Source organism: Variovorax paradoxus B4 (assembly GCF_000463015.1).
GTDB classification, from domain to species: Bacteria; Pseudomonadota; Gammaproteobacteria; order Burkholderiales; family Burkholderiaceae_C; genus Variovorax; species Variovorax paradoxus_E.
Genome location: NC_022247.1, coordinates 3125832 through 3149992, shown reverse-complemented (window position 1 = coordinate 3149992; position 24161 = coordinate 3125832). Strand labels below are relative to the sequence as shown.

Below are 24161 nucleotides of genomic sequence, written 5' to 3'. Positions count from 1 at the left end.
ACCCATGAACGGTGTCCGCCACTACCTGCTGGCGCTGCAGTTCTTCACGCGCGTGCCGGTGACCGGCCGGCTCGCCGAATGGATCGGCTTCAGCCCGCAGATGCTGCGCGCAAGCGCGGCGCATTTTCCCGGCGTGGGATGGCTCGTGGGTGGCGTGGGCGCGGCTGTTTTCGTGCTCGCGCTGCAAGGCTTGCCGGGCGTGGCCGGTGCGCTCGCCGCGGCGCTGCTGAGCATGGCCGCAACGGTCCTGCTCACCGGCGCTTTCCATGAAGACGGACTGGCCGACGTGGCCGACGGCCTGGGCGGTTCGGCCGACCGCAGCCGCGCGCTCGAGATCATGAAGGACTCGCGCATCGGTGCCTTCGGCGCCATTGCGCTGGTGCTGGCGCTCGGCCTCAAGGCCGCGCTGCTTGCGTCGATGGCGGGGCAGGGCGCGCAGGCGGTGGCTGGTGCCATCGTCGGCGCGCATGTGCTTTCGCGGCTGGCGCCGCTGTTCCTGATCCGCTGGCTGCCGTACGTGGGCGACAGCGGCGCAAGCAAGGCCAAGCCCTTGGCCGATGCGATCGGCGGTGGTGCCTTGCTGGTCGGCGGGCTCTGGTCGGTTCCCGCTGCCGGGCTGGTGCTGCTGACACAGGGCCCCGGAAGAACGATGGCCGTGGCGGTGGCATGCGCTCTTGCGGCGCTGGTCATGGCGCGCATGTTCCGGCGCCGGCTGCAGGGATTCACCGGCGACGGGCTCGGCGCGACGCAGCAGGTGTGCGAGCTCGCGATCTACCTCGCGCTGGCCTGGCAGGCATGAAGCTGTGGCTGGTGCGCCATGCGCAGACAGACGCCGCGCCGGGCCTTTGCTACGGCAGCGCGGATGTGGGCGTGCCGGCGGAGGCGACGCTGGCGGTGGCGCATGCGGTGGCTTCGCGCCTGCCCGCGGACCTTGCGCTGGCCCACTCGCCCCTGCGGCGCTGCGCCGAACTCGCGCAAGCCATCGGCAGGCTGCGTCCGGACCTTGCCACGCGCGCCGACCCGCGACTGGCCGAGATGGATTTCGGCGCCTGGGAAGGCCGGCCCTGGTCGTCGATCGCCCGCACCGAGTTCGACGCGTGGACCTGCAATTTCGCCGAAGGGATCCCGGGCGGGCATGGCGAAAGCACGGCCTGCTTCATGCAGCGCATCGGCACGGCCTTCGACGAATGGCGCGCATCGCAGCAGGATGCGGTGTGGGTCACGCACGCGGGCGTGATGCGGGCGGTGGCACTGCTGCATCGCGGCGTGCGGCGCGTCGACGACGCCGCGCAATGGCCGTCGGCGCCCATTGACTACGGGGCGTGCCAGCTGATCGAATGCGGCTGATGCGCGGCGGCACCCGCTGCCGCGCGCCCGTCCGCCACAGCGATGCCGACACTGTCCAAGAACGAACGCCTCTACGTCCGCCTCGACGACGACCCCTTGCATGGGCCGGAGGCCGACATGCCCGCGGGTACGCTGCGCGCCTTTCCGGTCGCCGGGCCGCTGCGGGCGCACGTTGCGCACATTCTTCTCTACAGGGAAACGCTGCCCGAAGGCCGCGAGGTGCTGGAGCGCGTGCTGCCCGATGGGGCGGTGCGGCTGGTCTTCAACCTGGGCGATGCACCCTCGGCGGGCGAGGGTGCCGGGCAAGCCGTCGAGGCCATCGGCGCGTCGGCGGCGCCGGCCCTCGTGCGCCTCTGCCGGAAGATGGAGGGGCTGTCGGTGACCTTGCGTCCCGGCGCGGCCGCGGCGCTGCTGGGAAGGCCGGCCAGCGAGATCGCTGGCACCGCCGTGCACCTGGACGAGCTGTGGCATGGCCGTGGTGCCGAACTGCTGGAGCGCATCGCCCTGCAGCCGGATGACGTGTCGCGTGTGACGGTGCTGTGTGCGGCCCTGCAGCACCGGCTGGCCGATGGCGATGCCACTGTCCACCCGGCGGCGATGCGCGCGGCACAGCTCATCGCCACGTCGGGCGGACGGCGTCCGCTGCGCGAGGTGGCGCAGGTCGTCGGCCTTGGCGAAAGGCGGCTGCAGCAGGTCTTTCGGCAGCAGGTGGGCCTGTCGCCCCGTGCCTGGAGCCGGCTCGCGCGGCTGCATGCCTGCGTGCGCGCATTGCGCCTGCAGCGCGAACCCGCCTGGGCGGACCTTGCGCTGGACGGGGGCTTCTATGACCAATCGCACCTCATCAACGAGTTCCAGGCCCTTTGCGGCCTCACGCCGACGGAGTTTCTGGGACGCGCGATTTCGGGTTCTTCCAAGACGGCGGATTGATGCGGCCTTACTGTTGCTTCGAACTCGCAACGAAAGGACAGGACGATGCAATCGGAAAGCAGGGAGCGGCCGCTGAAGGGCCGCGTGGCCGTGGTCACCGGCGCCAGCCGCGGCGCGGGCCGCGGCATTGCGCTGGAACTGGGCGCCGCGGGCGCCACCGTGTACGTCACCGGGCGAAGCACGCGCGGGCAGCCGGCAAGAGGCTATGGCCAGCTGCTCGCGCTCTCGGAACTCGAAGCCCTGCCGGGCAGCATCGACGAAACGGCCGACGAGGTCGCGCGCATGGGCGGACGCGGCATTGCGGTGCGCTGCGATCACACGCAGGAAGACGAGGTGAAGCAGCTCTTTGCGCAGGTGCAGCGCGAGCAGGGCCGTGTGGACCTGCTCGTCAACAACGCCTGGGGCGGCCACGAAACTTTCACCGGCGTGTTCGAGGCACCGTTCTGGGAGCATCCGCTTTCCAACTGGGACTCGATGTTCGACCGCGGCGTGCGCAACCACCTGCTCACCAGCCGATTCGCCGCGCCAGTGATGGTGGCGCAAAAGAGCGGGCTGATCGTGACCACCACCTTCTGGGACCGCGACAACTACCTGCGCGGGAACCTGTTCTACGACCTCGCCAAATCGGCCATGACCCGGCTGGCCTTTGGCATGGCGCAGGAACTTCGTCCCCACGGCGTCGCTTCGCTCGCCGTGTCGCCGGGCTGGATGCGCACCGAGTTCGTGCTGGCCGGCCACAAGACCGACGAGGCGCACTGGCGCGAGCGCCCGGCGCTGGCGCGGACCGAGTCGCCGCGCTATCTCGGCCGCGCGGTGGCGGCGCTGGCGGGCGATGCGCAGGTGCTGGAGAAGAGCGGCGGCGTGCACCGCGTGGCCGACCTGGCCCGGGAATACGGTTTCACCGACGTCGATGGCCGGCAGGTCCAAGCGTTCGAAATGTAGAGCGCCCGGCTCAGCCCGGCTTGGGCGCCGGCGTCTTCGGCTTGTAGTCGCACAGCGTGTGCGCCGCGCATTCCCAGCAGCGGGGCTTGCGCGCCACGCAGATGTAGCGCCCGTGCAGGATCAGCCAATGGTGCGCATGCAGCCGGAATTCGAACGGGACACGTTTCTCCAGCTTGAGTTCCACTTCGAGCGGCGTCTTGCCCGGCGCAAGCCCGGTGCGGTTGCCGACGCGGAAGATGTGCGTGTCGACCGCGATCGTCGCCTCGCCGAACGCCACGTTGAGCACCACGTTGGCGGTCTTGCGGCCGACGCCCGGCAGCGCCTCGAGCTCGGCGCGCGTGCGGGGCACCTCGCCGCCGTGCAGTTCCACCAGCATGCGGCAGGTCTCGATCAGGTGCCTGGCCTTGCTGCGGTAGAGCCCGATGGTCTTGATGTATTCCTCCAGGCCTTCCACGCCCAGCCCGAGGATCGCCTGCGGCGTGTTCGCCACTGGAAAAAGCTTGCGCGTGGCCTTGTTCACGCCCACGTCGGTCGCCTGCGCGGAGAGCAGCACGGCGGCCAGCAGTTCGAACGGCGTGGTGTATTCGAGCTCGGTTTCGGGGGTGGGATTGGCCGCCTGCAGGGTGGCGAAGAAGAGGGGAATGTTGTCTTTTTTCATGGGATCTGAAAGCGCGGCGCTCGTCTGCCGCGCGGAGCAGGGCGGCGATAGACGCAATATATCGTTGAAAGGCGATAGCCTTACGCAGCTTTATTGCCCGCGGCTTTCGCCACAATAGCGCCCCAGAAAGTGAGACTTCCCATGCAATTCGCTTCCCGCCTCGACAACGTCGAAACCTCCGCCATCCGCGAACTCTTCAAGCTGCTCGGCAAGCCCGGCATCATCAGCTTTGCGGGCGGCTTCCCCGACAGCGCCATGTTCGACGTGGAGGGCCTGAAGGAGGCGAGCCAGAAGGCGCTGACCGAGGAGCCCGGCGGCGCGCTGCAGTACGGCGCCACCGAAGGCTACGAGCCGCTGCGCACGCAGCTCAGCGCCTTCATGAAGACCAAGGGCGTCGACGTGGACACTAGCGGCCTGATCGTCACCACCGGCAGCCAGCAGGCGCTCGACCTGCTGGGCAAGACCATGATCTCGCCCGGCGACAAGGTGATCGTCGAAGGCCCGACCTTCCTGGCCACCATCCAGTGCTTCCGCCTCTACGGCGCGCAGCTCATCAGCGCGCCCATCGATGCCAACGGCGTGAAGACCGACGAGCTCGAGAAACTCATCGCCGAGCACAAGCCCAAGTTCGTCTACCTGATTCCCACCTTCGGCAACCCGAGCGGTGCCATGCTGAGCCTGGAGCGCCGCAAGAAGGTGCTCGAACTGGCGGTCAAGTACCAGACGCTGATCGTCGAGGACGATCCCTACGGCGACCTCTACTTCGGCGAAGCGCCGCCGCCTTCGATCCTGGCGCTGAGCAAGGACGTACCAGGCAGCCGCGAGCTGCTCGCGCACTGCGGCAGCCTGAGCAAGGTGCTGAGCCCGGGCCTGCGCATCGGCTGGATGATCGCGCCGGCCGAGCTGCTGGCCAAGGCCACGATGTGCAAGCAGTTCAGCGATGCGCACACCAGCACCTTCTCGCAGGCCACGGCCGCGCAATACCTCAAGAGCGGCCGCATGCCGGCCACGCTGGCGCACGTGCGCGAGGTGTACGGCCAGCGCGCGCAGGCCATGGGCGCGGCGCTCAAGCGCGAACTGGGCGATGCGGTGAGTTTCACGCAGCCGCAGGGCGGCCTGTTCTTCTGGGCCCGCCTCACAGGGGCCAATGGCAAGCTGGCCGATGCCAACGAACTGGCCAAGCGCGCCATCGAGAAGCTCGTGGCCTTCGTGCCCGGGGCGCCGTTCTATGCCGAGAAGCCCGACCTGGCGACGCTGCGGCTGAGCTTTGCGACGGCCGACGTGGCCAAGATCGAAGAGGGCGTGAAGCGCCTGGGCCAGGCCCTGTAGGCCGTCAGTTCAGGGCGAGCGGTGCAGGCGGGGCGCCGCCAGCAGCGCCAGGTTGTCCGCAATGGCCGCATCCACGTTCGGATAGCGGCCTTTCATTTTCGATAGCGTCATGATGGTCTGCAGCGCCTTCAGGTCCTTGACTGAGGGTGCGACCTTGATCTGCGCGATGGCCGCCGATGCGTTGCCGCCGTTGACCAATGCCATCACCTTGCTTGCCCAGTCGTTTGCGCGCGCCATGTCTTCACCTGCTTTCGTTAAAACCACCGCCGACTGTACACAGGCTGCGGGTTAGGATCGACCATGAGAAAAACCTTTCAGCTTCAGGTCGAGGGCAAGCACCCCGACCGCCTCCTCGAAGCCATCAAGCACGAGATCCGCAAGTACATCAAGCGCGAGCGGCGCCGCGAGTTGCCCGAGGGCAGCGACTTCTGGGACTTCGATTGCAGGTTCGGCGCCTCGGCAGAAGCCGCCGAAGTCGTACACCTGTCGGCCATCACAGGTCTGATCGACGGCATCGTCAAGGATGCCGGCAAGCAGTTCTACGTCGAGATCCTGGCCAAGCCCGGCAAGCGCAAGCCGCGCGCGGCCGGGGAGCCGGCAGCGGAAGAATCGCCCGAAGAAATCTAGCCGACCCTCAGAGCAGGCCCTGCGCGAGCCGCAGCCCGTGGCGCTGCTCCGCATCCTGCAGCGAACGTGCGATCGACGGGTGCAGCCGCACCCCGTTCTTCGACTGCGCATCGCGGCGCTTCAAGCCGCCTTCGCCCGGCAGCCGCACGGGCTTGGCCGGGTCAATGGGCACGTTGTTGCGGCACTGCGCCGCCACATGGTCCATCTGCCGCAGGAAAGCTTCCTTGCCGCCGAAGGCATGCAGATCGTGCAGCGTGACGTGCACCGTCGCGCCCCAGCCTTCGGGCGGGTCGGCCCGGCCATGGCCCGCGAGCCCGGCGGTCAGCGTCTCGACCAGCAATGCCATGCCATAGCCCTTGTGCCCATGGCTCAAGCCCCCCACGGGCAGCAGCGTGCCGGGCGGCTGGTCGAACAGCACCTGCGGGTCGTTCGACGGCTTGCCGGTGGCGTCGATCAGCCATTCCTCCGCAAAGGTTTCGCCCGCGGCGCGCTTGCGGTTGCTCATGCCGTTGGTGGTGATGGAGGCCGAGATGTCGACCATCACGCCGCCTTGCGAGAGCGGAAAGCCCATGGCCAGCGGATTCGGCGTGAACACCGCCTGCGTGCCGCCGAAGGGCGCGACGCTGGCCGTGTTGGGGTCGGAGCAGGCGAGCAGCATCAGCATGTCTTCCTCGAGCGCGCGCAGCATGTAGACGGCGAGGCAGGCGATGTGGTGGCTGCGGCGGATCACGAGCGAGGCGGTGCCGAGTTCGCGGGCGCGAGGAACCAGCAGGTCCATGCCCTGGTCCATGAGCCAGGGGCCGGGCAGGCGCTTGCCGTCCCAGAGCACGGCAGCGGGGCGGTCCGACAGCACTTCGGGCGCGCCGCCCGGCGTCATGCCGCCGGATTCGAGTTCCTTCACATAGCCGGCCAGCAGCGCGAGGCCGTGCGTGTCGTGCCCAAGCAGGTCGCCTTCGACCAGGGTACGGGCGACGCTGTCGGCCATCGGGGCGGCGAGCCCGGCCTTCTGCAGCAGGGCGCTGGCGTAGTCCTTGAGCGCGTCGGCGCGGTAGAGCGGGGCGGTTGTGTCGGTCATCTCAGGTCTCCATCAAGCTGTTTGTTGCGGGGCTGCTTGTGTTTGTGGGGTGTGTTCGTGCGGGCGCTGTTGTTCAGGGTGCGTGCACAGGCCACCGGGTACTCCCCTCCGCGAATGTCCCCCGGCCTTCGGCTTCCTCCTTTATTTCGCGTGCGGGAGTACCCGGTGCCCTGCGCACGAGGGCACGCCGCTGGTGCGTCTGAGATCAACAACTGTTCTGAACAACGATCACGCTGGCGGTGTGCTCTGCGCAGCGAAATAAAGGAGGAGGCCGCAGGCCGGGGGACATTCGCGGAGCAGAGCACACCGCCAGCGTGATCGCGCCCCGAACCCAATGCCTCACACACGGCAAGGTCTCATTTCAGGACTTCCAGCAGGCGGTCGAGGCCACCTTCATTGATCGCCACCATGGCCTGCTCGCGGACCTTCGGCTTCGCGTGGTAGGCCACCGAAAGGCCGGCTTCGCCCATCATCGGCAGGTCGTTCGCGCCGTCGCCCACGGCAATGGCTTCCTGCGGAGAGATGCCCAGGAGGGATGCGACCTCGAGCAGCGTGCGGCGCTTCTCGGCGCCGTCGCAGATGTCGCCCCAGCTCTGCGTCACCACCTGGCCGGTGAGCTTGCCGTCGGCCTCGTCGAGCAGGTTGGAGCGCGCGAAGTCGATGCCCAGCCGGTCCTTCACGCGGTTCGCGAAGAAGGTGAAGCCACCCGACACCAGCAGCACCTTGAGGCCGGCCACCTTGCAGGCCGCCACCAGTTCCGCCGCGCCCGGATTGAGCTTCAGCCGCTGGTCGTAGACCTGCTGCAGCGCCTCGACCGGCACGCCCTGCAGCAGCGCCACGCGCCGTCGCAGGCTTTCCTTGAAGTCCTTGATCTCGCCGCGCATCGTGGCTTCGGTGATCGCAGCCACCTCGGCCTTCTTGCCGACGGCATCGGCGATCTCGTCGATGCATTCGATGTTGATCAGCGTCGAGTCCATATCGAACGCGATCAGCTTGAAGTCGGCCAGCACCAGCGGCGGCTTCATGCGCTGGATGACGAGGCCGGGAGAAATTTCTGTAGCACTCATGCGGGGGCGGTTTCCTTGACGATCGGTTGGCCGAGGCTGCGCAGCACATCGCGCACCATCTGTGCACGCTCCTTCGGCTCCTTGAGTTCGCGCTCGATGCGCAGCTTCTCGTTGCCGGCGAGCTTGATGTGCTTGTTCTTCTGGATCAGCTGGATGATGGCCATCGAATCGACCGGCGGGTCTTTCTTGAAGGTGATGTGGATGATGCCCGGCGCGGCATCGACCTTGATCACGCCATAGGGCCGCGCCAGCACGCGCAGCCGGTGCGTGTCGATCAGCGTCTGCGCCTGCGGCGGCAGCTTGCCGAAGCGGTCGACGATTTCTTCGAGCAAGGTGTCGATCTGGTCGGGCGTCTTCGCCGTGGCGAGCTTCTTGTAGAACGACAGGCGCAGGTGCACGTCGCCGCAGTAGTCGTCGGGCAGCAGGGCGGGGGCGTGCAGGTTGATCTCGGTGGTGACCGACAGCGGCGCCAGCAGGTCGGGCTCCTGCCCGGCCTTGAGCGAGCGCACGGCCTCGCTGAGCATCTCGTTGTAGAGCTGGAAGCCGATCTCCATCATGTTGCCGCTCTGGTTCTCGCCGAGCACTTCGCCCGTGCCGCGGATTTCCAGGTCGTGCATCGCGAGGTAGAAGCCGGAACCGAGCTCTTCCATCTGCTGGATGGCGTCGAGCCGCTGCGCCGCCTGCTTGGTCAGGCCTTCGGTGTCCGGCACCATCAGGTAGGCATAGGCCTGGTGGTGCGAACGCCCGACGCGGCCGCGTAGCTGGTGCAGCTGCGCGAGGCCGAACTTGTCGGCGCGGCTCATCACGATGGTGTTGGCGGTCGGCACGTCGATGCCGGTCTCGATGATGGTCGAGCACAGCAGAAGGTTGTAGCGTTGCGCCACGAAGTCGCGCATCACGCGCTCCAGCTCGCGCTCGGGCATCTGGCCGTGGGCCACGGCGATGCGGGCCTCGGGCAATATCTCTTCGAGTTTCTGGCGCCGGTTCTCGATGGTCTCGACCTCGTTGTGCAGGAAGTAGACCTGCCCGCCGCGCTTCAATTCGCGCAGCACGGCTTCGCGGATCACGCCCGTGCCCTCGTTACGCACGAAGGTCTTGATGGCCAGGCGCCGCTGCGGCGCGGTCGCGATCACGCTCAGGTCGCGCAGGCCTTCGAGCGCCATGCCCAGCGTGCGCGGAATCGGCGTGGCCGTGAGCGTGAGCACGTCGACCTCGGCGCGCATCGCCTTCATCGCCTCCTTGTGGCGCACGCCGAAGCGGTGCTCCTCGTCGATGATGAGCAGGCCCAGGTTCTTGAACTTGACTGACTGCGAGAGCAGCTTGTGGGTGCCGACCACGATGTCGACCGTGCCCTCGGCCAGCCCCTTGGCGGCCGAGTTGATTTCCTTGGTCGAGCGGAAGCGGCTCATTTCCGCCACCTTGACCGGCCACTTGGCGAAGCGGTCGACCAGCGTCTGGTAATGCTGCTCGGCCAGCAGGGTGGTGGGCGCAAGGAACGCCACCTGCTTGCCGCCGGTGATCGCGATGAACGCGGCGCGCAGTGCCACTTCGGTTTTGCCGAAGCCCACGTCGCCGCAGACGAGGCGGTCCATCGGCTGGGGCGAGATCATGTCCTGCACCACGGCATGGATCGCGGCCTTCTGGTCGGCGGTTTCCTGGAAGCCGAAGTCGTTGGCGAACACCTCGTAGTCGGCGGCCGAGTAGCGGAAGGCATGGCCTTCGCGCGCGGCGCGGCGGGCGTAGATGTTGAGCAGCTCGGCGGCCGAGTCGCGCACCTGTTCGGCGGCCTTGCGCTTGGCCTTTTCCCACTGGCCGGAACCCAGCCTGTGCAGGGGGGCCTCGTCGGCGCTGACGCCGGTGTAGCGGCTGATCTGGTGCAGCTGCGAGACGGGCACGTAGAGCGTGGCCTTGTCGGCGTACTCCAGGTGCAGCATCTCCTGCAGCAGCGGCTTGCCCTGTTCATCGACGCCCTGGTCCAGGTCCATGTGGATCAGGCCACGATAGCGGCCGATGCCGTGCGCGGTGTGGACCACCGGGTCGCCGACGTTGAGCTCGGACAGGTCCTTGATCAGCGCCTCGACGTCGCTGACCTGCTCCTGCTTCTTGTTGCGGCGGCGCGTGGTGGGGGCGGTGGCGAACAGCTCGGTCTCGGTAACGAGGTCGATGCCTTGCTCGCGCCACGCGAAGCCCGAGGCCAGCGCGGCGGTGGCGATGCCGATCTTCTCGTCGGTGGAGGCTTCGAACTCGGCCAGCGAGTCGAAGGCCGGCGGGCTCACGCCGCTGGCGCGCAGGAAGTCGAGCAGGCTTTCGCGCCGGCCGTCGCTTTCGGCGATCAGCAGTACGCGGTGCGGCGTCGTGTCGATGTGGAGCTTGAGGCCGACCAGCGGGTCTTCGGCGCCGCGCACCACGGCGAAAGGCGGCAGCTTGTCGAACTCGGCGTAGGGCGTGTCCGTGGCGACGTCGCCGCCTGCACTTCCGCGGATGGCAAGCTGCGCATGCGGCTTGGCGCGCTGGTAGAACTGCTCGGCGCTCAGGAACAGCGCCTCGGGCGGCAGCGCCGGGCGTTCGGGGTCGCCGCGCACGAGGCGGTAGCGCTCGTTGGTGTCCTGCCAGAAATGCTGGAACGCGGGTTCGAGGTCGCCGTGCAGCACCACGGTGGCGTCCGCGCCCAGGTAGTCGAACACCGTGGCCGTCTCGTCGAAGAACAGCGGCAGGTAGTACTCGATGCCGGCGGTGGCCACGCCGTTGCCCATGTCCTTGTAGATGCGGCTCTTGGTCGGGTCGCCCTCGAGCAGTTCGCGCCAGCGGCTGCGAAAGCGCGCGCGGGCGTCGTCGTCCATCGGGAACTCGCGGCCCGGCAGCAGGCGCACCTCGGGCACGGGGTAGAGGCTGCGCTGGGTGTCGGGGTCGAAGGTGCGGATCGAGTCGATCTCGTCGTCGAACAGGTCGACGCGAAAGGGCACTGGCGAGCCCATGGGAAAGAGGTCGATCAGGCCGCCGCGCACCGCGTATTCGCCCGGGCTCACCACCTGCGTCACGTGGCTGTAGCCGGCCAGCGTGAGCTGGGCCTTGAGCTTGGATTCCTGGAGCTTTTGCTTGGCCTTGAAGTGGAAGGTGTAGCCGGCCAGGAAGGCGGGCGGCGCGAGGCGGTAGAGCGCGGTGGTGGCGGGCACCAGCACCACGTCGGCCTCTTTCTGGCTGATGCGCCAGAGCGTGGCGAGCCGCTCGCTGATCAGGTCCTGGTGCGGGGAAAAGCTGTCGTAGGGCAGCGTTTCCCAGTCGGGGAACAGGGCGCAGCGCAGCTCGGGCGCGAAGAAGGCGATTTCGTCGATCAGCCGCTGTGCGTCGTTGGCGTCGGCTGTGAACATCGCGGTGGCGCGGCCCGCGGCCTTCTCGCGCATGCCCAGCTGCGCCAGCAGCAGGGCATCGGCCGACAAAGGAGGACGCGGCAGCGTGAAACGCTTGCCCGCCGTGAGGTGGGGGAGGTCCATGGAACGCTTACTGAAAATGCACGACACCCCGCGCCGGCTGGCGAGGGGTGTGCGAAGCGGTCGATTCTAGAATGGCGGCCCCTTATCCGCTTGCCGGCCGTTGGCTCGTGCCGCACCCCATGTCTTCTTCCCGACTTTTCGTGCTGATTCCTTGCGCCGGTTTCGGCCACCGTGCAGGTGGCGTTCAGCCCAAGCAATACCAGCGGCTGGCGGGATCGTCGATGGTGGCTCACACGGTGGCCGCTTTCCGCTCGCTGGCGGGCCGCTTTGCCGGCCTGGCGGTGGTGGTGTCGCCCGACGACCGCGAGGTGCAGACCGCGCTGCCGCGCTTTCCGGCCGACAACGAATTCCTGCTGCGCGTGGGTGGCGTCACGCGTGCCGCCACGGTGCGCAATGGTCTCGCGGCACTGCGGCAGAAGGGCGCCGGGGCGCATGACTGGGTGCTGGTGCACGACGCGGCGCGCTGCCTGGTCACGTCGAGCCAGATCGAGGCGCTGATCGCGGCCTGCGAACACGACGCCGTCGGCGGGCTGCTGGCGCACCGGCTGGCCGATACGCTGAAGGTGTCCTCGGCCGACAGCCGCGTCTCCCAGACTCTTTCGCGGGCCGACAAGTGGCTGGCCCAGACACCGCAGATGTTTCGCATCGGCATGCTGCTCGATGCGCTGGAGCGAACGGGCGACGCGGTGACCGACGAGGCCGGCGCCATCGAAGCCATCGGCCTGTCCCCGTTGCTGGTGCCGGGCAGCGCGCAGAACTTCAAGGTGACCTTCCCCGAGGACTTCGCGCTGGCCGAAGCCGTTCTGCTCGGCCGCAGGAAGGCCATGCCATGACGGCCCCATTCAATATCCGCGTGGGCGAGGGCTGGGACGTTCACCAGCTGGTGGCGGGGCGCAAGCTGATCCTCGGCGGCGTGGAGGTGCCGCACACCACCGGCCTGCTGGGGCATTCGGACGCCGACGTGCTGCTGCACGCCATCACCGATGCCTTGCTCGGCGCGGCGGGCCTGGGCGACATCGGCCGGCACTTCCCCGACACCGACGCGCAGTTTCGCGGCGCGGATTCAGCGGTGCTGCTCGGCGAAGCGGCGCGCCGCGTGCGCGCCGCAGGCTGGGAGATCGGCAACGTCGACAGCACGGTGATCGCGCAGGCGCCCAAGCTGGCACCGCACATTCCGGCCATGTGCCGGCGCATCGCCGAGACCCTGGGCCTTGCGCCCGACCAGGTCAACGTGAAGGCCAAGACGGCCGAAAAGCTCGGCCCGGTCGGCGAAGGCCGCGCAATGGAAGCCCGCGCGGTGGTGGTGCTGCACCGCCAGGGCTGACTCAGGCCCGTCGGGCGGGGGCTTCCGCCGGGCTTGGATCAGGCATGGCGCGCGGCATGCGGATGTGCGCCGCAAGGCCGCGCCCCGGCGTACTGGTGAGCGCAAAGGTGCCGCCCATGCGCTCGATGTTCTTCGCCACGATCGACAGGCCGAGCCCGGCACCGGCCGCGGACGTGCGCGCCACGTCGCCGCGGAAGAAGGGCTTGGTCAATTGCGAGAGCAGGGCAGGCTCGACGCCCGCGCCGTGGTCGCGCACCTTGATCAGCACCGCGTCGTTGTTCGACTGCGCCTGGATCACCACGTCGGCGATGCCGGTGGAGGGTGTCTTGCCGTAGCGCCGCGCGTTCTCCACCAGGTTGGAAATCACGCGCGTGAGCTCGACCTCGTCGCCCAGCACGCGCAGGTCGGGCGGCACGTCGACCCGGATGTTCATCTCCTCGTAGTCCTGCACGGCGTAGGTGCAGGCGTCGACCACGTCGCGCAGCAGCACGGGCTTGGGGTCGACATGGTCGGGGCGCGCGTAGTCGAGGAACTTGTCGATGATGGCGTCGAGCTGGGCGATGTCGGCCGCCATGTGGTCGCGCGCGTCCTCGTCGGCCACGCTCATCTCGGTTTCGAGCCGCAGGCGCGCGAGCGGCGTGCGCAGGTCGTGCGAGATGCCGGCCAGCATGATGGCGCGGTCCTGCTCGATCTTGGCGAGCTGGTCGGCCATGCGGTTGAAGCCGATGTTGACCGCGCGGATCTCGTTGGTGCGGGCGCTCTCGTCGAGCCGGTGCGCCTCGTACTCGCCCTCGCGCACCTGCATGGTGGCGCGCGACAGCTGCTTGAGCGGCAGGTTGATGAGCCGCGTGATCAGCGCCGCGCCGGCCAGGGACAGGGCCATGGCGGTGCTGAGCCAGACCAGCCAGGTGCGTCCGCCCACGCGGCTGAAGCGGGTCGGGTCGAGCAGCAGCCAGTAGGTGTCGCTCTCGATGGTGAAGCCGATCCACAGGCCCGGCTCGTCGTTGACGCGGCTGGCCACCGTGGTGCCTTCGCCGAGCTGGTCGATCAGCTCCTCGGTCACCCGCTGGTCGAGCGCGCCGCTGGTGTAGGGCTGGAAGCGGTCGTTGGGTTCGCGCGGCAGGATGCGCACGCCCTCCTGGTCGGCCAGCGTCTTGATCAGCGACACCCGCGTGATCGCGTCCGAATACACCAGCGCGGCGCGCGTGAGGTTCACGAGCGAGGCGATCTGGTGTGCCGTCTGGATGGCGCGCGGCTCGTATTCGAGCGAGCGAAAGGTCTGCAGCCAGGCGACCGTACAGCCGATCAGCAGCAGCGCGAGCAGGAAGAAGGTGCGCCAGAAAAGGCTGAAGCCGAGCTTGAGGCCCGGTCGCCGATCACGCTGGCCGGCGCCCTCCAGTGGGCTCGGCATGGTGACCTGCGCGCCGTCCTCCTGGGCTGGGCTGGGTCTGGCGGATTGCAGGCCGATGGCCACCTCAGGGCGTCGTTCAGGCCGTGCCGTCCGGCACGAACACGTAGCCCACGCCCCAGACGGTCTGGATGTAGCGGGGCGCCGCGGCATCGGCCTCGACCAGCTTGCGCAGGCGCGAGATCTGCACGTCGAGGCTGCGGTCGAAGGGTTCGAATTCGCGGCCGCGGGCCAGCTGGGCCAGTTTCTCGCGCGAGAGCGGCTGGCGTGGATGGCGCACCAGCGCCTTCAGCATCGCGAATTCGCCGGTGGTCAGGGAGAGTTCCTCGCCGTCCTTCTTGAGCGTGCGCGAACCGAGGTCGAACGCGAAGGGCCCGAAGGTCACGGTCTCGTTCTCGGTGGAAGGGGCGCCGGGCGCCTCGAGCGGCGGACGGCGGCGCAGCACCGCATGCACGCGCGCCAGCAGCTCGCGGGGATTGAACGGTTTGCCGAGGTAGTCGTCCGCGCCGACTTCGAGGCCGACGATGCGGTCGACGTCTTCGCCCTTGGCGGTGAGCATGATGATCGGCGTGCGGTCGTTGGCAGCACGCAGGCGGCGGCAGACCGACAGGCCGTCTTCGCCGGGCATCATCAGGTCGAGCACGATCAGGTCGACCGTGTCGCGCAACAGGATGCGATTGAGCGCCTTGCCGTCCTCGGCCACGATCACTTCGAAACCTTCCTGGGTCAGGTAGCGGCGAAGCAGGTCGCGGATGCGGGCGTCATCGTCGACGATCACGATCTTGTCAGTGCGGGCGGGAACTTGAGTCATTTCTACAACGTTGAATTTGTAACAGCGCCGATTCTGAAGGCGTTGAGCCCCCGTTGAGCCGGTTTTACTTAGTGTTTGACACTAAGTTACAAAACTTGCGGCCGCTAGCTGTCTAGTCATCCGACGTTCGTCCGGCGGTGGCAAAGTCCAGCCTGTCCTAAGACTCTTGTTCAATGAGAACCCTTCTTCCCGTCCTGCCGATCCTCGTTGCCTGCAGCTGCGGCCCTGCCTTGGCGAGTGCTGGCGAGTTTCTCAGGGTCGGCGATTCGCGCCGCAACGAGGTACGCGAAGCCGTCGCGGCCCACCGTGCCGCGCAACGCGACGAAATCCGGCGGGAGGAGGCCGTGGCCGGCAGGCGCCTCACGGCGGCCGAGCTCTTCGAACTGCGCCAGCAGGTGCGAAGGCAGTGGACGCCGCCCGGCACACCCAACGTGCTGAATTCGGCAGAATCGCAACCGGCCGAGCGAATGGTGCCGCAGCCGATCTCGGCCGCGCGCGCCCTGACCTTGCCACGCAGTCAGCGCCGCTGAAGCGGCGAGGGCTGCGTGTTCTTGCGTTATTGAACACAAACCCAGGGAGTAATCTCGTCTTGAAAAAAATCAGATTGATCGCGGCTTGCGTCGCACTGGCTGCGGCAGGTGCCGCGAGCACGGCCATGGCGCAGAACATGGCTGCACCGCCGCAGAACGTGCTGCAGCTCACGGCCACGGGCACGGTGGAAGTGCAGCAGGATCTGCTGAGCATGACCCTCACCACCACGCGCGATGCAGCCGATGCCGCCACGGTCCAGTCGCAGCTCAAGGCCGCGGTGGATGCCGCCCTGGCCGAGGCGAAGAAAAACGCCCAGCCCGGCCAGCTCGACGTGCGTACAGGCAATTTCAGCCTGTCGCCGCGCTACACCCGCGAAGGCAAGATCAACGGATGGCAGGGCACCGCGGAAATGGTGCTCGAAGGCCGTGACTTCCCGCGCATCACGCAGACCGCGGGCCGCATCACCACGCTCAACGTCGGCAACGTGGGCTTCGCGCTGAGCCGCGAGCAGCGCGCCAGGAGCGAAGCCGAGGCCCAGACGATCGCTATCGAGAACTTCAAGCAGAAGGCCACCGAACTGGCCAAGGGCTTTGGCTTCGGCGGCTACACGCTGCGCGAAGTCGCGGTGAACGCGAACGACAGCGGCCCGATCCGGCCGCGCGTCATGGCGGCGGCCGCCAAGTCCTTTGCGGCAGATGCGCCGGTGCCGGTGGAGGCCGGGAAGACCAGCGTGGTCGTGAACGTGTCGGGATCGGTGCAGCTCAAGTAGCTTTTACTGAGCGGTCCAGCCGCCGTCCATTTGCCAGGCGACGCCGCGCACCTGGTCGGCGGCCGGCGAGCACAGGAACACTGCAAGGCCGCCGAGCTGCTCGATCGTGGTGAATTGCAGCGAAGGCTGCTTTTCTCCCAGCAGTTCGTTCTGCGCCTGCGTGGCCGAGATGCCTTCCCGTGCCGCGCGGTCGTCGATCTGCTTTTGCACCAGCTGGGTCAGCACCCAGCCCGGACAGATCGCATTGCTCGTGATGCCGGTGGTTGCGGTTTCGAGCGCCACCGACTTGGTGAAGCCCACGATCCCGTGCTTGGCCGCCACGTAGGCCGACTTCTGCGCCGAGGCCACCAGCCCATGGGCCGATGCGACATTGATGATGCGACCCCAGTTGGCCTCGCGCATGGCGGGAATGGCAAGCCGGGTCGTGTGGAACGCGCTCGTGAGATTGATCGCGATGATGGCGTCCCAGCGTTCGGGCGGAAAGTCCTCGACCTTTGCCACGTGCTGGATGCCGGCGTTGTTGACGAGGATGTCGACGTGCCCGAACCTGGACGCGGCGAACTTCATCATGTCCTCGATCTGGCCGGGCTGGCTCATGTCGGCGCCGTGATATTCGGCGCGCACGCCGAGCGCCTCGATCTGGGCCTTGGGGGTTTCGGCGTCGCCGAAGCCGTTGAGCACGATGTTTGCGCCTTGTTGTGCAAGCGCCTTGGCAATGGCAAGGCCAATGCCGCTGGTGGACCCCGTGACAAGCGCGGTTTTGCCTTTGAGCATGAAGATCAATCTCCGGATGAATTAGGATGCGACGAGACCATTATCCGCACCAGGACGACTTCGTTTTCATGACAGAACCGACGCTTCATTACGTGGCGTGCGATGACCCCCAGGGCGGTCACCGCATGGCCTACTGGCAATGGGGCGACGCGCGCAGCGCGCGCGTGGTGGTGTGCGTGCACGGCCTGACGCGGCAGGGGCGCGATTTCGACGTGCTCGCACGGGCCATCGTGGCACGCGCTGCCGGCGACGTGCGCGTGGTCTGCCCCGACGTGGCGGGGCGCGGCCGAAGCGACTGGCTGCGCGACCCGGCCCTCTACCAGGTGCCGGTCTATGCGGCGGACATGCTGGCGCTGGTTGCGCAGCTGCATCGCGAACAACCGATCGATACGCTCGACTACCTGGGCACCAGCATGGGCGGGCTGATCGGCTTCGTGCTCGCGGGGCACAAGCAATTGCCGCTGGCCCGGCCAATACGCCGCTTCATCGTGAACGACGTGGGCCCGACGATCGAGGCCGCGGCGCTTCAACGCATCGGTGCCTACGTGGGGCAGGGCGGCCGCTACGAAAGCCTGCAGTCGGCGGCCGACGCCATGTGGACGATCTCGACCAGCTTCGGTCCGCATACGCCTGCCCAGTGGCTCTCGCTGTCGCAGCACATGGTGGTGCCTGCCTCGCAGCGCACGGCCGATGGGGCCGCCAAGGTGGAGCCCGGCGAATCCCAAGGCGACGCAGCCGGCCCCTGGCTGCTTCACTACGACCCGGCCATTGCCGTTGCGCTGCGCGCCATCACGCCCGAAGCTGCGGCCCAGGGCGGCGCCGTGATGTGGAGCCTTTATGACGCCATCGATGCGCGCACGCTCGTGACGCGCGGCGCCCAGTCGGACCTGCTCTCGCGCGAAACGGCTCTCGCCATGACGCAGCGCGGCCCCCACGCGGCGCTGATCGAGTTCGAGGGCGTGGGCCATGCGCCCACCTTCGTCGACCCCGGGCAGGTGGGCGCCGTCACAACCTTCCTGTTCGATTGAGGCCAACGTGAAGCGCGAGTCTTCGAGTCTCCAAACGGCGCACGCCTCCGATACGGCGGTGGTGGACTATCCGTTGTCCGCCGCCACGGCCGACCGTACGCCGGTGATGGAGAACATGCTCGCCCGTGCGCGTGCTTTCGCCGAGCCGCTGATCGCCGACGAAAAGCTCGACACTGGCGAGAACACGCTGGCGCATGCCGATGCCGTCGCGGCCATCGTCGCGAAGATGGGTGGCTCCGAGGCCATGCAGGCCGCGAGCTATCTGGTCTACGCCTGCCAGCACCTCAACCGCCCGCAGGAAGTCATTGCCAAGGTGTTCGGCGACAACTTCGCAGCGCTTGCGGTCGAAACCACCAAGTTGGTCCGCGTGCAGGAGCAGGCCCGCTCGGCTTCGCAAGGCCATCACCTGGCGGAAGGCGCGGGTGCGCAGACCGAGAACGTGCGCAAGATGCTGCTCGCGTTCTCGCGCGACCTGCGCGTCGTCATGCTGCGCCTCGCATCGCGGCTGCAGACCTTGCGGCATGCCGCCGCCAGCAAGCAGCCGGCGCCCGAAAGCGTGGCGCGCGAGTCGCTGCAGGTGTTTGCACCGCTCGCCAACCGGCTCGGCATCTGGCAGGTGAAATGGGAAATCGAGGATCTCTCGTTCCGCTTCCTGGAGCCCGAGACCTACAAGCTGATCGCGCGCCTGCTCGACGAGAAACGGGTCGAGCGCGAAGGCCACGTCGAGCAACTGCGTTCGCAGCTCGAAAGCGAGCTGCAGGCCGAGGGCGTGCGCGCCACGGTGCAGGGCCGGCCGAAGAACATCTACAGCATCGTCAAGAAGATGCGCGGCAAGTCGCTCGACTTCGCTCAGGTGTTCGACATCCTCGCCCTGCGTGTGGTGGTACCCGACGTGAAGGACTGCTACGCCGCGCTGGCCTGGGTGCATTCGCACTTCCTGCCGATCGACGAAGAGTTCGACGACTACATCGCGCGGCCCAAGCCCAACGGATACCAGTCGCTGCACACCGTGGTGCGCGAGATGGTCGATGGCAAGCCCGGCAAGCCGATCGAGATCCAGATCCGCACGGAGGAAATGCACGACCATGCCGAGCACGGCGTGGCGGCGCACTGGGCCTACAAGGAAGCCGGACACAAGGGCTATGCAGGCGTGTGGGCGAGCGGCGAATACGACGCGAAGATCGCCGTGCTGCGGCAACTGCTGGCGTGGGAGCGCGACCTTTCGGGCGGTTCGCAAGGCCAGGGGCTCTTCGACGACCGCATCTACGTGCTGACGCCCGACGCGGCCATCGTCGAACTGCCGCAGGGTGCAACGCCGGTCGACTTTGCCTACACCGTGCACACCACGCTGGGCCATCGGTGCCGCGGAGCGCGCGTCGATGGGGCCATGGTGCCGCTCAACACGCCGCTGTCCAACGGGCAGACGGTGGAGATCATTGCGGCCAAGGAGGGCGGGCCTTCGCGCGACTGGCTCAATGCCGAGCTCGGCTATCTTGCAAGCCACCGCGCCCGCGCGAAGGTGCGCGCATGGTTCAACGCGCAGATCACGCACGAAACCGTGGCGCGAGGGCGCGAGGCGGTCGAGAAGCTGCTGCAGCGCGAAGGCAAGACTTCCACGCGGCTCGAGGACCTAGCGTCGCAACTGGGCTTCAAGTCGGCGGATCACTTGTTCGAAGTGGTCGGCAAGGACGAGTTCTCGCTGCGCAACATCGAGATGCTGCTGCGTCCGCCGGAGCCCGCACCGAATCCGGACGACGGCGTGCAGATCAAGAAGCCGCGCGCGAGCGAGAAGTCCGGCAAGGGCGGCGTGCTGGTGGTGGGCGTGTCCTCGTTGATGACCCAGCTTGCCAAGTGCTGCAAGCCTGCGCCGCCCGACGCCATCCGCGGTTTCGTGACGCGCGGCCACGGCGTCAGCGTGCACCGCGTCGACTGCAGCAATTTCCGGATGATGGCCTCGCGCGACGGCGAGCGCGTGATCGATGTCGAATGGGGCGCAGCGAAGGGCGGTGAAGCGCCGGTCTATGCGGTCGACGTGGCCGTGGAGGCGGCCGATCGCCAGGGCCTGCTGCGCGACATCTCCGATGTGTTCGCACGCGAGAAGATGAACGTGATCGGCGTGCAGACCCAATCGGTCAAGGGCACGGCGTGGATGACGTTCACCGTGGAAATCTCCGATGCGGCGCGGCTGACGCAGGTGCTTGGCGTCGTGACGGCGGTTGCCGGTGTGCGATCTGCACGTCGGCGCTAAAAAGCGCGTTTTCTCCTGCTACAATAGCTGCTTCTCGGACACATCCTTAGGCGCGTAGCTCAGCTGGTTAGAGCACCACCTTGACATGGTGGGGGTCGTTGGTTCGAGTCCAATCGCGCCTACCAATTTCTGTTTCAACTTCCGGCCAACCACCGGGTCTGTTGAACAGAGCTTTCACCGGGTTCCCCGGTGTTCCAATCGTCCTTGCGGTGAAGCAGACAAAGACCATGGCCATGTTGTTGTGCTACCTTGGCCGCTCTGCAAACCTTTTCCAAATTTCTTGACAAGCGATCTGATGAACACGCGATCAACGCTGGTTGATCGGGCTCATGCCGAAATGCGCCTGGCCGCATTGCTCAGGCAGGCCCCCATCGAATTTGCGCGCGCGGTCTATGGCATCAACGACCACGCAAGCGGCCGTACCGACACCATGGCGGCACGCGAAATAGCACGCGCCATCCGGCAGGGCACTCCCGTGACGCAGGAGCGTGCCGAGCAGCGCTCGCGCGCCTACTTGCCGACCGCCGGTCAGGAGCACTGTCCGCGCTGCTGGGTGGTTTACGGCCACAAGAGTCCACTGCGTTTCAGGGAAGCCACCGAAGAACGTCCCGAGACGGCGACCTGCAGCGCATGCGGCGCCGAGTACGCGACAGCGCTCGATTGATACGGCGAATGCACGGTCAGGGTAAACCTTGTCGCGATGCAGCAAAACCGCTACCTAGAATCATCGGATGACATGGGCATCCATGTGAAGGAGTCCGCAGTGCAGAGCAAGAAGTCCGGGGTCAAGCCGGTGCAACGTGTAATCAAGAAGTACCCCAACCGAAGGCTCTACGACACCGAGACATCCACGTACATCACGCTCACCGAGGTGAAGCAGCTGGTCATACAGAATGCCCAGTTCGTGGTGCGCGATGCCAAGACCGGGGACGACCTCACGCGCAGCATCCTGTTGCAGATCATCCTCGAGGAAGAAGCCGGCGGTGCGCCCATGTTCACCGAGCAGGTCCTGGCCAACATCATCCGTTTCTACGGACAGGCGATGCAGGGCTACATGGGCCCCTATCTCGAGAAGAACATCCAGGCCATGACCGAGGTGCAGGCCCAGCTGGCCGAAAAGGCCGAGGGCCTCACGCCCGAGATGTGGTCGCGGTTCATGACCATGCAGTCGCCCATGCTCCAGGGGCTCATGGGCAACTACGTCGAGCAGTCCAAGAACGTGTTCCTGCAGATGCAGGAGCAGATGCAGAAGAACACCGAGCAGGTTCTGGGCGCGTTCGGCATCAAGCGCCCCTGAAATCCCGTCCCCGGCCGATAGCTGGGACAATAGAGGCATATGAGCGAAGTTGCCTCCCCCGAACGCATGGCCACGCCGGCTGCCCCCAAGGTCGGCTTTGTGAGCCTGGGCTGTCCCAAGGCCCTGACCGATTCCGAATTGATCCTGACCCAGCTGAGCGCGGAGGGCTACCAGACGGCCAAGACCTTCGAGGGTGCCGACCTGGTGATCGTCAACACCTGCGGCTTCATCGACGATGCCGTGAAGGAAAGCCTCGACACCATCGGCGAAGCGCTGGCGGAAAACGGCCGCGTGATCGTCACGGGCTGCCTGGGCGCCAAGACCGGCGACCAGGGCGGCAACCTGGTGCGGCAGATGCACCCCAGCGTGCTGGCCGTGACCGGTCCGCACGCCACGCAGGAAGTCATGGATGCGGTCCACGCCAACCTGCCCAAGCCGCACGATCCGTTCGTCGACCTGGTCCCCAACACCTTCGGCATCGCAGGCCTCAAGCTCACGCCGCGGCACTATGCCTACCTGAAGATCAGCGAAGGCTGCAATCACCGCTGCACCTTCTGCATCATTCCTTCGATGCGCGGCGACCTGGTGTCGCGCCCGGTCGGCGACGTGCTCGGCGAGGCCAAGGCCCTTTTCGAAGGCGGCGTGAAAGAACTGTTGGTGATCAGCCAGGACACCTCTGCCTATGGCGTGGACGTCAAGTACCGCACCGGCTTCTGGGACGGCAAGCCGGTCAAGACGCGCATGCTCGAACTGGTGCGCACGCTGGGCGAAATTGCCGAGCCCTACGGCGCCTGGGTCCGGCTGCACTATGTGTATCCATATCCGAGCGTGGACGAGATCATTCCCCTGATGGCAAGCGGCCAGGTGCTGCCTTACCTCGACGTGCCGCTGCAGCACAGCCATCCCGATGTGCTCAAGCGAATGAAGAGGCCGGCCAGCGGCGAGAAGAATCTGGAGCGCCTGGCGCGGTGGCGCGAGGTCTGCCCCGAACTGGTGATCCGCAGCACCTTCATCGCAGGCTTCCCTGGCGAAACCGAGCAGGAGTTCGAGCATCTGCTCGACTTCATCCGCGAGGCGCAGATCGACCGGGCCGGTTGCTTTGCCTACAGCCCCGTAGCGGGCGCCACCGCCAACGACATCCCCGGCATGTTGCCGCCAGCGGAACGCGAAGCGCGCCGTGCCCGTTTCATGGAAGTGGCGGAAGCGGTGTCGATCGCGAAGCTGCGCCAGCGTGTCGGTGCGACCATGCAGGTGCTGGTGGATTCGGCGCCCAGCATGGGCCGAAAGGGCGGCGTAGGCCGCACCTATGCCGACGCACCCGAAATCGACGGCACCGTGCGCCTGCTGCCGCCCGAGAAGATCAGCAAGACGCTCAAGGTGGGTGAATTCACTCGGGCCCGCATCGTGGGTGCCGAGGGCCACGACCTGATCGCGCTGCCGATTTGAACCGTTGCCATGCTGGCGAGAGCGGCGGCAATGGCCGACTTGTGAACCACGGGCTGAGCGGACAGGCGGGAAAGTCGTACGCCTACAGACGCATGCAGCCTGAAGTCTGAACGTGGCGGCTTGTGTTCTCCAGGAGGTCCCATGTTCTTCCAGCTCTTTCAACCCGGATCCAGCCTTCATCTCAAAAGGGCTGCGACCTTGCTTCAGGAAGCCCAGATGGCGCGTCTTGAACACCAGGCTGCGGCGGAGCATCACGCGGCCCTGGCCAAGATGTATGCGGAGCGCGTGAAGCGCCTTTCCGGCGAGGTCTATCCGCTTCCTGCTCCCGGCAGCGAGACAGGCGCGAAGGCCGAGCAGGACAAGCCGGCGATCTATTCGATCGAGAGCAACCGCAGGCCCAAGTCGAACCTGCTGACGTAGTTCAAAAGGAAAAGCCCGCTTGATGCGGGCTTTTCGATGGGCACGGACAGGGCTGCAGGGGCCCGGCAGTTGTTCTCAGTCATCCGAGCGAGAAACGACCAGAAGGCTCATGAACAACGCCCCGAGGAACATGCCGACTAACAAGGTAAATGCTGTGATCACAATGGTCTCCGCGAAATTTGATATTTTCAAATCAAACGTAACCTTGTGTACGCTTTCAAGTTACTTTTGGAATCGTTTTTGATGTGAAAGTGTGACTTTTGCTACACCTTGGGAGCGAAAGTCGGAAGCGCATCGCCGCTCTTGGGCGGACGGCCCGGATACAGGTACCTGGAATACTCGCCCGACTTGCCGTACAGCTGCACCGCGAGTTCCACGGGGTCTTCGTTGCGGTGCTTTTCGTAGAGCACCGGGCCCCAGATGATGAATCCGTCGATGCTCAACGAGTGAGGTGCAGGCTCGATGGCCTTCCATGCATGCGCGAACTTTGAAATCCATGCCAGTGCTTCGGCCAGCGCATGGTTGCGAGCAGGGGAGGTGGTGGTTTGTTCGGATGTCGACATGGCGGTTATCCTTTGCGAAAAGACTGTATGAATATACAGTAAAAGTCACGCAGGCAGAGACTACGCCGCTCGACAAGAA

The 24161-nt window shown here is 66.7% G+C and carries 25 protein-coding genes and 1 tRNA gene; 17 read left to right on the top strand and 9 right to left on the bottom strand.

Features of this window, described 5'->3' with window-relative positions:
- The first annotated feature begins 4 nt into the window (after positions 1 to 4).
- Genes VAPA_RS14700 through VAPA_RS14685 form a run of 4 tightly spaced genes read left to right on the top strand, consistent with a single transcriptional unit; the run spans position 5 to position 3216 of the window.
- A complete protein-coding gene (locus tag VAPA_RS14700) occupies positions 5 to 799 on the top strand; it encodes an adenosylcobinamide-GDP ribazoletransferase (RefSeq protein ID WP_021007563.1) in 795 nt (264 codons plus the stop codon).
- Positions 796 to 1347, top strand: coding sequence for a histidine phosphatase family protein (locus tag VAPA_RS14695; RefSeq protein WP_021007562.1), 552 nt, complete (start codon positions 796 to 798; stop codon positions 1345 to 1347). Before VAPA_RS14700 ends, VAPA_RS14695 begins: the two co-directional genes overlap by 4 nt.
- 42 nt (positions 1348 to 1389) lie before the next feature.
- Entirely contained in the window at positions 1390 to 2274 is an 885-nt protein-coding gene (locus tag VAPA_RS14690) for a helix-turn-helix domain-containing protein (protein WP_051255327.1), read from the top strand.
- Positions 2275 to 2319: 45 nt separating this feature from the next.
- Entirely contained in the window at positions 2320 to 3216 is an 897-nt protein-coding gene (locus VAPA_RS14685) for an SDR family NAD(P)-dependent oxidoreductase (RefSeq protein WP_021007560.1), read from the top strand.
- A gap of 10 nt (positions 3217 to 3226) precedes the next feature.
- Here VAPA_RS14685 and nth read toward each other — a convergent pair whose 3' ends face one another.
- On the bottom strand, positions 3227 to 3874 hold the full coding sequence (gene nth, locus VAPA_RS14680) for an endonuclease III (protein WP_021007559.1): 648 nt from the start codon (positions 3872 to 3874) through the stop codon (positions 3227 to 3229).
- A 141-nt stretch (positions 3875 to 4015) separates the two neighbouring features.
- On the opposite strand from nth, the gene VAPA_RS14675 reads away from it, so the two are divergent.
- Positions 4016 to 5203, top strand: a complete 1188-nt coding sequence (locus tag VAPA_RS14675; protein WP_021007558.1) for an aminotransferase-like domain-containing protein — start codon at positions 4016 to 4018, stop codon at positions 5201 to 5203.
- A gap of 9 nt (positions 5204 to 5212) precedes the next feature.
- Here VAPA_RS14675 and VAPA_RS14670 read toward each other — a convergent pair whose 3' ends face one another.
- Positions 5213 to 5440: a hypothetical protein gene (locus VAPA_RS14670; protein WP_012747682.1), complete on the bottom strand. Its 228-nt coding sequence runs from the start codon at positions 5438 to 5440 to the stop codon at positions 5213 to 5215.
- A gap of 63 nt (positions 5441 to 5503) precedes the next feature.
- On the opposite strand from VAPA_RS14670, the gene VAPA_RS14665 reads away from it, so the two are divergent.
- Entirely contained in the window at positions 5504 to 5830 is a 327-nt protein-coding gene (locus VAPA_RS14665; RefSeq protein WP_021007557.1) for a DUF6172 family protein, read from the top strand.
- A gap of 7 nt (positions 5831 to 5837) precedes the next feature.
- Here the strand turns inward: VAPA_RS14665 and VAPA_RS14660 are convergent, their stop codons facing one another.
- The 3 genes from VAPA_RS14660 to mfd form a co-directional block, all read right to left on the bottom strand.
- Entirely contained in the window at positions 5838 to 6905 is a 1068-nt protein-coding gene (locus tag VAPA_RS14660) for an Ldh family oxidoreductase (RefSeq protein ID WP_021007556.1), read from the bottom strand.
- Between the two features lie 356 nt (positions 6906 to 7261).
- Positions 7262 to 7972, bottom strand: coding sequence for a phosphoserine phosphatase SerB (gene serB, locus VAPA_RS14655; protein WP_021007555.1), 711 nt, complete (start codon positions 7970 to 7972; stop codon positions 7262 to 7264).
- Positions 7969 to 11463 (bottom strand): transcription-repair coupling factor, encoded by a 3495-nt coding sequence (gene mfd, locus VAPA_RS14650; RefSeq protein WP_021007554.1) that lies wholly within the window; start codon positions 11461 to 11463, stop codon positions 7969 to 7971. The genes serB and mfd overlap by 4 nt, the downstream gene beginning before the upstream one ends.
- Positions 11464 to 11582: 119 nt before the next feature.
- On the opposite strand from mfd, the gene ispD reads away from it, so the two are divergent.
- Positions 11583 to 12296, top strand: a complete 714-nt coding sequence (gene ispD / locus VAPA_RS14645) for a 2-C-methyl-D-erythritol 4-phosphate cytidylyltransferase (RefSeq protein ID WP_041946462.1) — start codon at positions 11583 to 11585, stop codon at positions 12294 to 12296.
- Positions 12293 to 12787: a 2-C-methyl-D-erythritol 2,4-cyclodiphosphate synthase gene (gene ispF, locus VAPA_RS14640; RefSeq protein WP_021007552.1), complete on the top strand. Its 495-nt coding sequence runs from the start codon at positions 12293 to 12295 to the stop codon at positions 12785 to 12787. Before ispD ends, ispF begins: the two co-directional genes overlap by 4 nt.
- A 1-nt stretch (position 12788) precedes the next feature.
- Here ispF and VAPA_RS14635 read toward each other — a convergent pair whose 3' ends face one another.
- The gene (locus VAPA_RS14635) at positions 12789 to 14198 is read right to left on the bottom strand and encodes a sensor histidine kinase (protein WP_021007551.1); all 1410 of its coding nucleotides are present in this window, start codon (positions 14196 to 14198) and stop codon (positions 12789 to 12791) included.
- Positions 14199 to 14274: 76 nt separating this feature from the next.
- Positions 14275 to 15006, bottom strand: a complete 732-nt coding sequence (ompR, locus tag VAPA_RS14630) for an osmolarity response regulator transcription factor OmpR (protein WP_012747691.1) — start codon at positions 15004 to 15006, stop codon at positions 14275 to 14277.
- A gap of 173 nt (positions 15007 to 15179) precedes the next feature.
- Between ompR and VAPA_RS14625 the strand changes: the two genes are divergently transcribed.
- Together VAPA_RS14625 and VAPA_RS14620 are read left to right on the top strand one after the other, a co-directional pair.
- On the top strand, positions 15180 to 15536 hold the full coding sequence (locus VAPA_RS14625) for a hypothetical protein (RefSeq protein WP_021007550.1): 357 nt from the start codon (positions 15180 to 15182) through the stop codon (positions 15534 to 15536).
- 59 nt (positions 15537 to 15595) lie between these two features.
- The gene (locus tag VAPA_RS14620) at positions 15596 to 16306 is read left to right on the top strand and encodes an SIMPL domain-containing protein (protein ID WP_021007549.1); all 711 of its coding nucleotides are present in this window, start codon (positions 15596 to 15598) and stop codon (positions 16304 to 16306) included.
- A 3-nt stretch (positions 16307 to 16309) separates the two neighbouring features.
- Here VAPA_RS14620 and VAPA_RS14615 read toward each other — a convergent pair whose 3' ends face one another.
- Positions 16310 to 17080: a 3-hydroxybutyrate dehydrogenase gene (locus VAPA_RS14615; RefSeq protein WP_021007548.1), complete on the bottom strand. Its 771-nt coding sequence runs from the start codon at positions 17078 to 17080 to the stop codon at positions 16310 to 16312.
- A 68-nt stretch (positions 17081 to 17148) separates the two neighbouring features.
- On the opposite strand from VAPA_RS14615, the gene VAPA_RS14610 reads away from it, so the two are divergent.
- The 7 genes from VAPA_RS14610 (at position 17149) to VAPA_RS14580 (ending at position 23519) form a co-directional block, all read left to right on the top strand.
- Positions 17149 to 18108: an alpha/beta fold hydrolase gene (locus tag VAPA_RS14610; protein WP_021007547.1), complete on the top strand. Its 960-nt coding sequence runs from the start codon at positions 17149 to 17151 to the stop codon at positions 18106 to 18108.
- A gap of 106 nt (positions 18109 to 18214) precedes the next feature.
- Positions 18215 to 20356 carry a RelA/SpoT family protein gene (locus VAPA_RS14605; protein WP_230559025.1) on the top strand — a complete coding sequence of 714 codons (2142 nt, stop codon included), beginning with the start codon at positions 18215 to 18217 and terminating at the stop codon, positions 20354 to 20356.
- 48 nt (positions 20357 to 20404) lie between these two features.
- Positions 20405 to 20481, top strand: a tRNA-Val gene (locus VAPA_RS14600).
- Between the two features lie 170 nt (positions 20482 to 20651).
- Positions 20652 to 21020 (top strand): hypothetical protein, encoded by a 369-nt coding sequence (locus VAPA_RS14595; RefSeq protein ID WP_021007545.1) that lies wholly within the window; start codon positions 20652 to 20654, stop codon positions 21018 to 21020.
- Positions 21021 to 21092: 72 nt separating this feature from the next.
- On the top strand, positions 21093 to 21653 hold the full coding sequence (gene phaR / locus VAPA_RS14590) for a polyhydroxyalkanoate synthesis repressor PhaR (RefSeq protein ID WP_041946121.1): 561 nt from the start codon (positions 21093 to 21095) through the stop codon (positions 21651 to 21653).
- A 39-nt stretch (positions 21654 to 21692) separates the two neighbouring features.
- A complete protein-coding gene (gene rimO, locus VAPA_RS14585; RefSeq protein ID WP_021007543.1) occupies positions 21693 to 23099 on the top strand; it encodes a 30S ribosomal protein S12 methylthiotransferase RimO in 1407 nt (468 codons plus the stop codon).
- A 141-nt stretch (positions 23100 to 23240) separates the two neighbouring features.
- Entirely contained in the window at positions 23241 to 23519 is a 279-nt protein-coding gene (locus VAPA_RS14580) for a hypothetical protein (protein WP_021007542.1), read from the top strand.
- Between the two features lie 263 nt (positions 23520 to 23782).
- On the opposite strand, the gene VAPA_RS14575 is transcribed toward VAPA_RS14580, so the two are convergent.
- Positions 23783 to 24082, bottom strand: coding sequence for a hypothetical protein (locus VAPA_RS14575; protein ID WP_021007541.1), 300 nt, complete (start codon positions 24080 to 24082; stop codon positions 23783 to 23785).
- Positions 24083 to 24161: the final 79 nt, after the last annotated feature.

Bases quoted from the DNA above. Each gene is read 5' to 3' on its own strand.
- VAPA_RS14700 (WP_021007563.1), top strand. From the start codon at position 5: ATGAACGGTGTCCGCCACTACCTGCTGGCGCTGCAGTTCTTCACGCGC.
- VAPA_RS14695 (WP_021007562.1), top strand. From the start codon at position 796: ATGAAGCTGTGGCTGGTGCGCCATGCGCAGACAGACGCCGCGCCGGGC.
- VAPA_RS14690 (WP_051255327.1), top strand. From the start codon at position 1,390: ATGCCGACACTGTCCAAGAACGAACGCCTCTACGTCCGCCTCGACGAC.
- VAPA_RS14685 (WP_021007560.1), top strand. From the start codon at position 2,320: ATGCAATCGGAAAGCAGGGAGCGGCCGCTGAAGGGCCGCGTGGCCGTG.
- nth (WP_021007559.1), bottom strand. From the start codon at position 3,874: ATGAAAAAAGACAACATTCCCCTCTTCTTCGCCACCCTGCAGGCGGCC.
- VAPA_RS14675 (WP_021007558.1), top strand. From the start codon at position 4,016: ATGCAATTCGCTTCCCGCCTCGACAACGTCGAAACCTCCGCCATCCGC.
- VAPA_RS14670 (WP_012747682.1), bottom strand. From the start codon at position 5,440: ATGGCGCGCGCAAACGACTGGGCAAGCAAGGTGATGGCATTGGTCAAC.
- VAPA_RS14665 (WP_021007557.1), top strand. From the start codon at position 5,504: ATGAGAAAAACCTTTCAGCTTCAGGTCGAGGGCAAGCACCCCGACCGC.
- VAPA_RS14660 (WP_021007556.1), bottom strand. From the start codon at position 6,905: ATGACCGACACAACCGCCCCGCTCTACCGCGCCGACGCGCTCAAGGAC.
- serB (WP_021007555.1), bottom strand. From the start codon at position 7,972: ATGAGTGCTACAGAAATTTCTCCCGGCCTCGTCATCCAGCGCATGAAG.
- mfd (WP_021007554.1), bottom strand. From the start codon at position 11,463: ATGGACCTCCCCCACCTCACGGCGGGCAAGCGTTTCACGCTGCCGCGT.
- ispD (WP_041946462.1), top strand. From the start codon at position 11,583: ATGTCTTCTTCCCGACTTTTCGTGCTGATTCCTTGCGCCGGTTTCGGC.
- ispF (WP_021007552.1), top strand. From the start codon at position 12,293: ATGACGGCCCCATTCAATATCCGCGTGGGCGAGGGCTGGGACGTTCAC.
- VAPA_RS14635 (WP_021007551.1), bottom strand. From the start codon at position 14,198: ATGCCGAGCCCACTGGAGGGCGCCGGCCAGCGTGATCGGCGACCGGGC.
- ompR (WP_012747691.1), bottom strand. From the start codon at position 15,006: ATGACTCAAGTTCCCGCCCGCACTGACAAGATCGTGATCGTCGACGAT.
- VAPA_RS14625 (WP_021007550.1), top strand. From the start codon at position 15,180: ATGAGAACCCTTCTTCCCGTCCTGCCGATCCTCGTTGCCTGCAGCTGC.
- VAPA_RS14615 (WP_021007548.1), bottom strand. From the start codon at position 17,080: ATGCTCAAAGGCAAAACCGCGCTTGTCACGGGGTCCACCAGCGGCATT.
- VAPA_RS14610 (WP_021007547.1), top strand. From the start codon at position 17,149: ATGACAGAACCGACGCTTCATTACGTGGCGTGCGATGACCCCCAGGGC.
- VAPA_RS14605 (WP_230559025.1), top strand. From the start codon at position 18,215: ATGGAGAACATGCTCGCCCGTGCGCGTGCTTTCGCCGAGCCGCTGATC.
- VAPA_RS14595 (WP_021007545.1), top strand. From the start codon at position 20,652: ATGAACACGCGATCAACGCTGGTTGATCGGGCTCATGCCGAAATGCGC.
- phaR (WP_041946121.1), top strand. From the start codon at position 21,093: ATGGGCATCCATGTGAAGGAGTCCGCAGTGCAGAGCAAGAAGTCCGGG.
- rimO (WP_021007543.1), top strand. From the start codon at position 21,693: ATGAGCGAAGTTGCCTCCCCCGAACGCATGGCCACGCCGGCTGCCCCC.
- VAPA_RS14580 (WP_021007542.1), top strand. From the start codon at position 23,241: ATGTTCTTCCAGCTCTTTCAACCCGGATCCAGCCTTCATCTCAAAAGG.
- VAPA_RS14575 (WP_021007541.1), bottom strand. From the start codon at position 24,082: ATGTCGACATCCGAACAAACCACCACCTCCCCTGCTCGCAACCATGCG.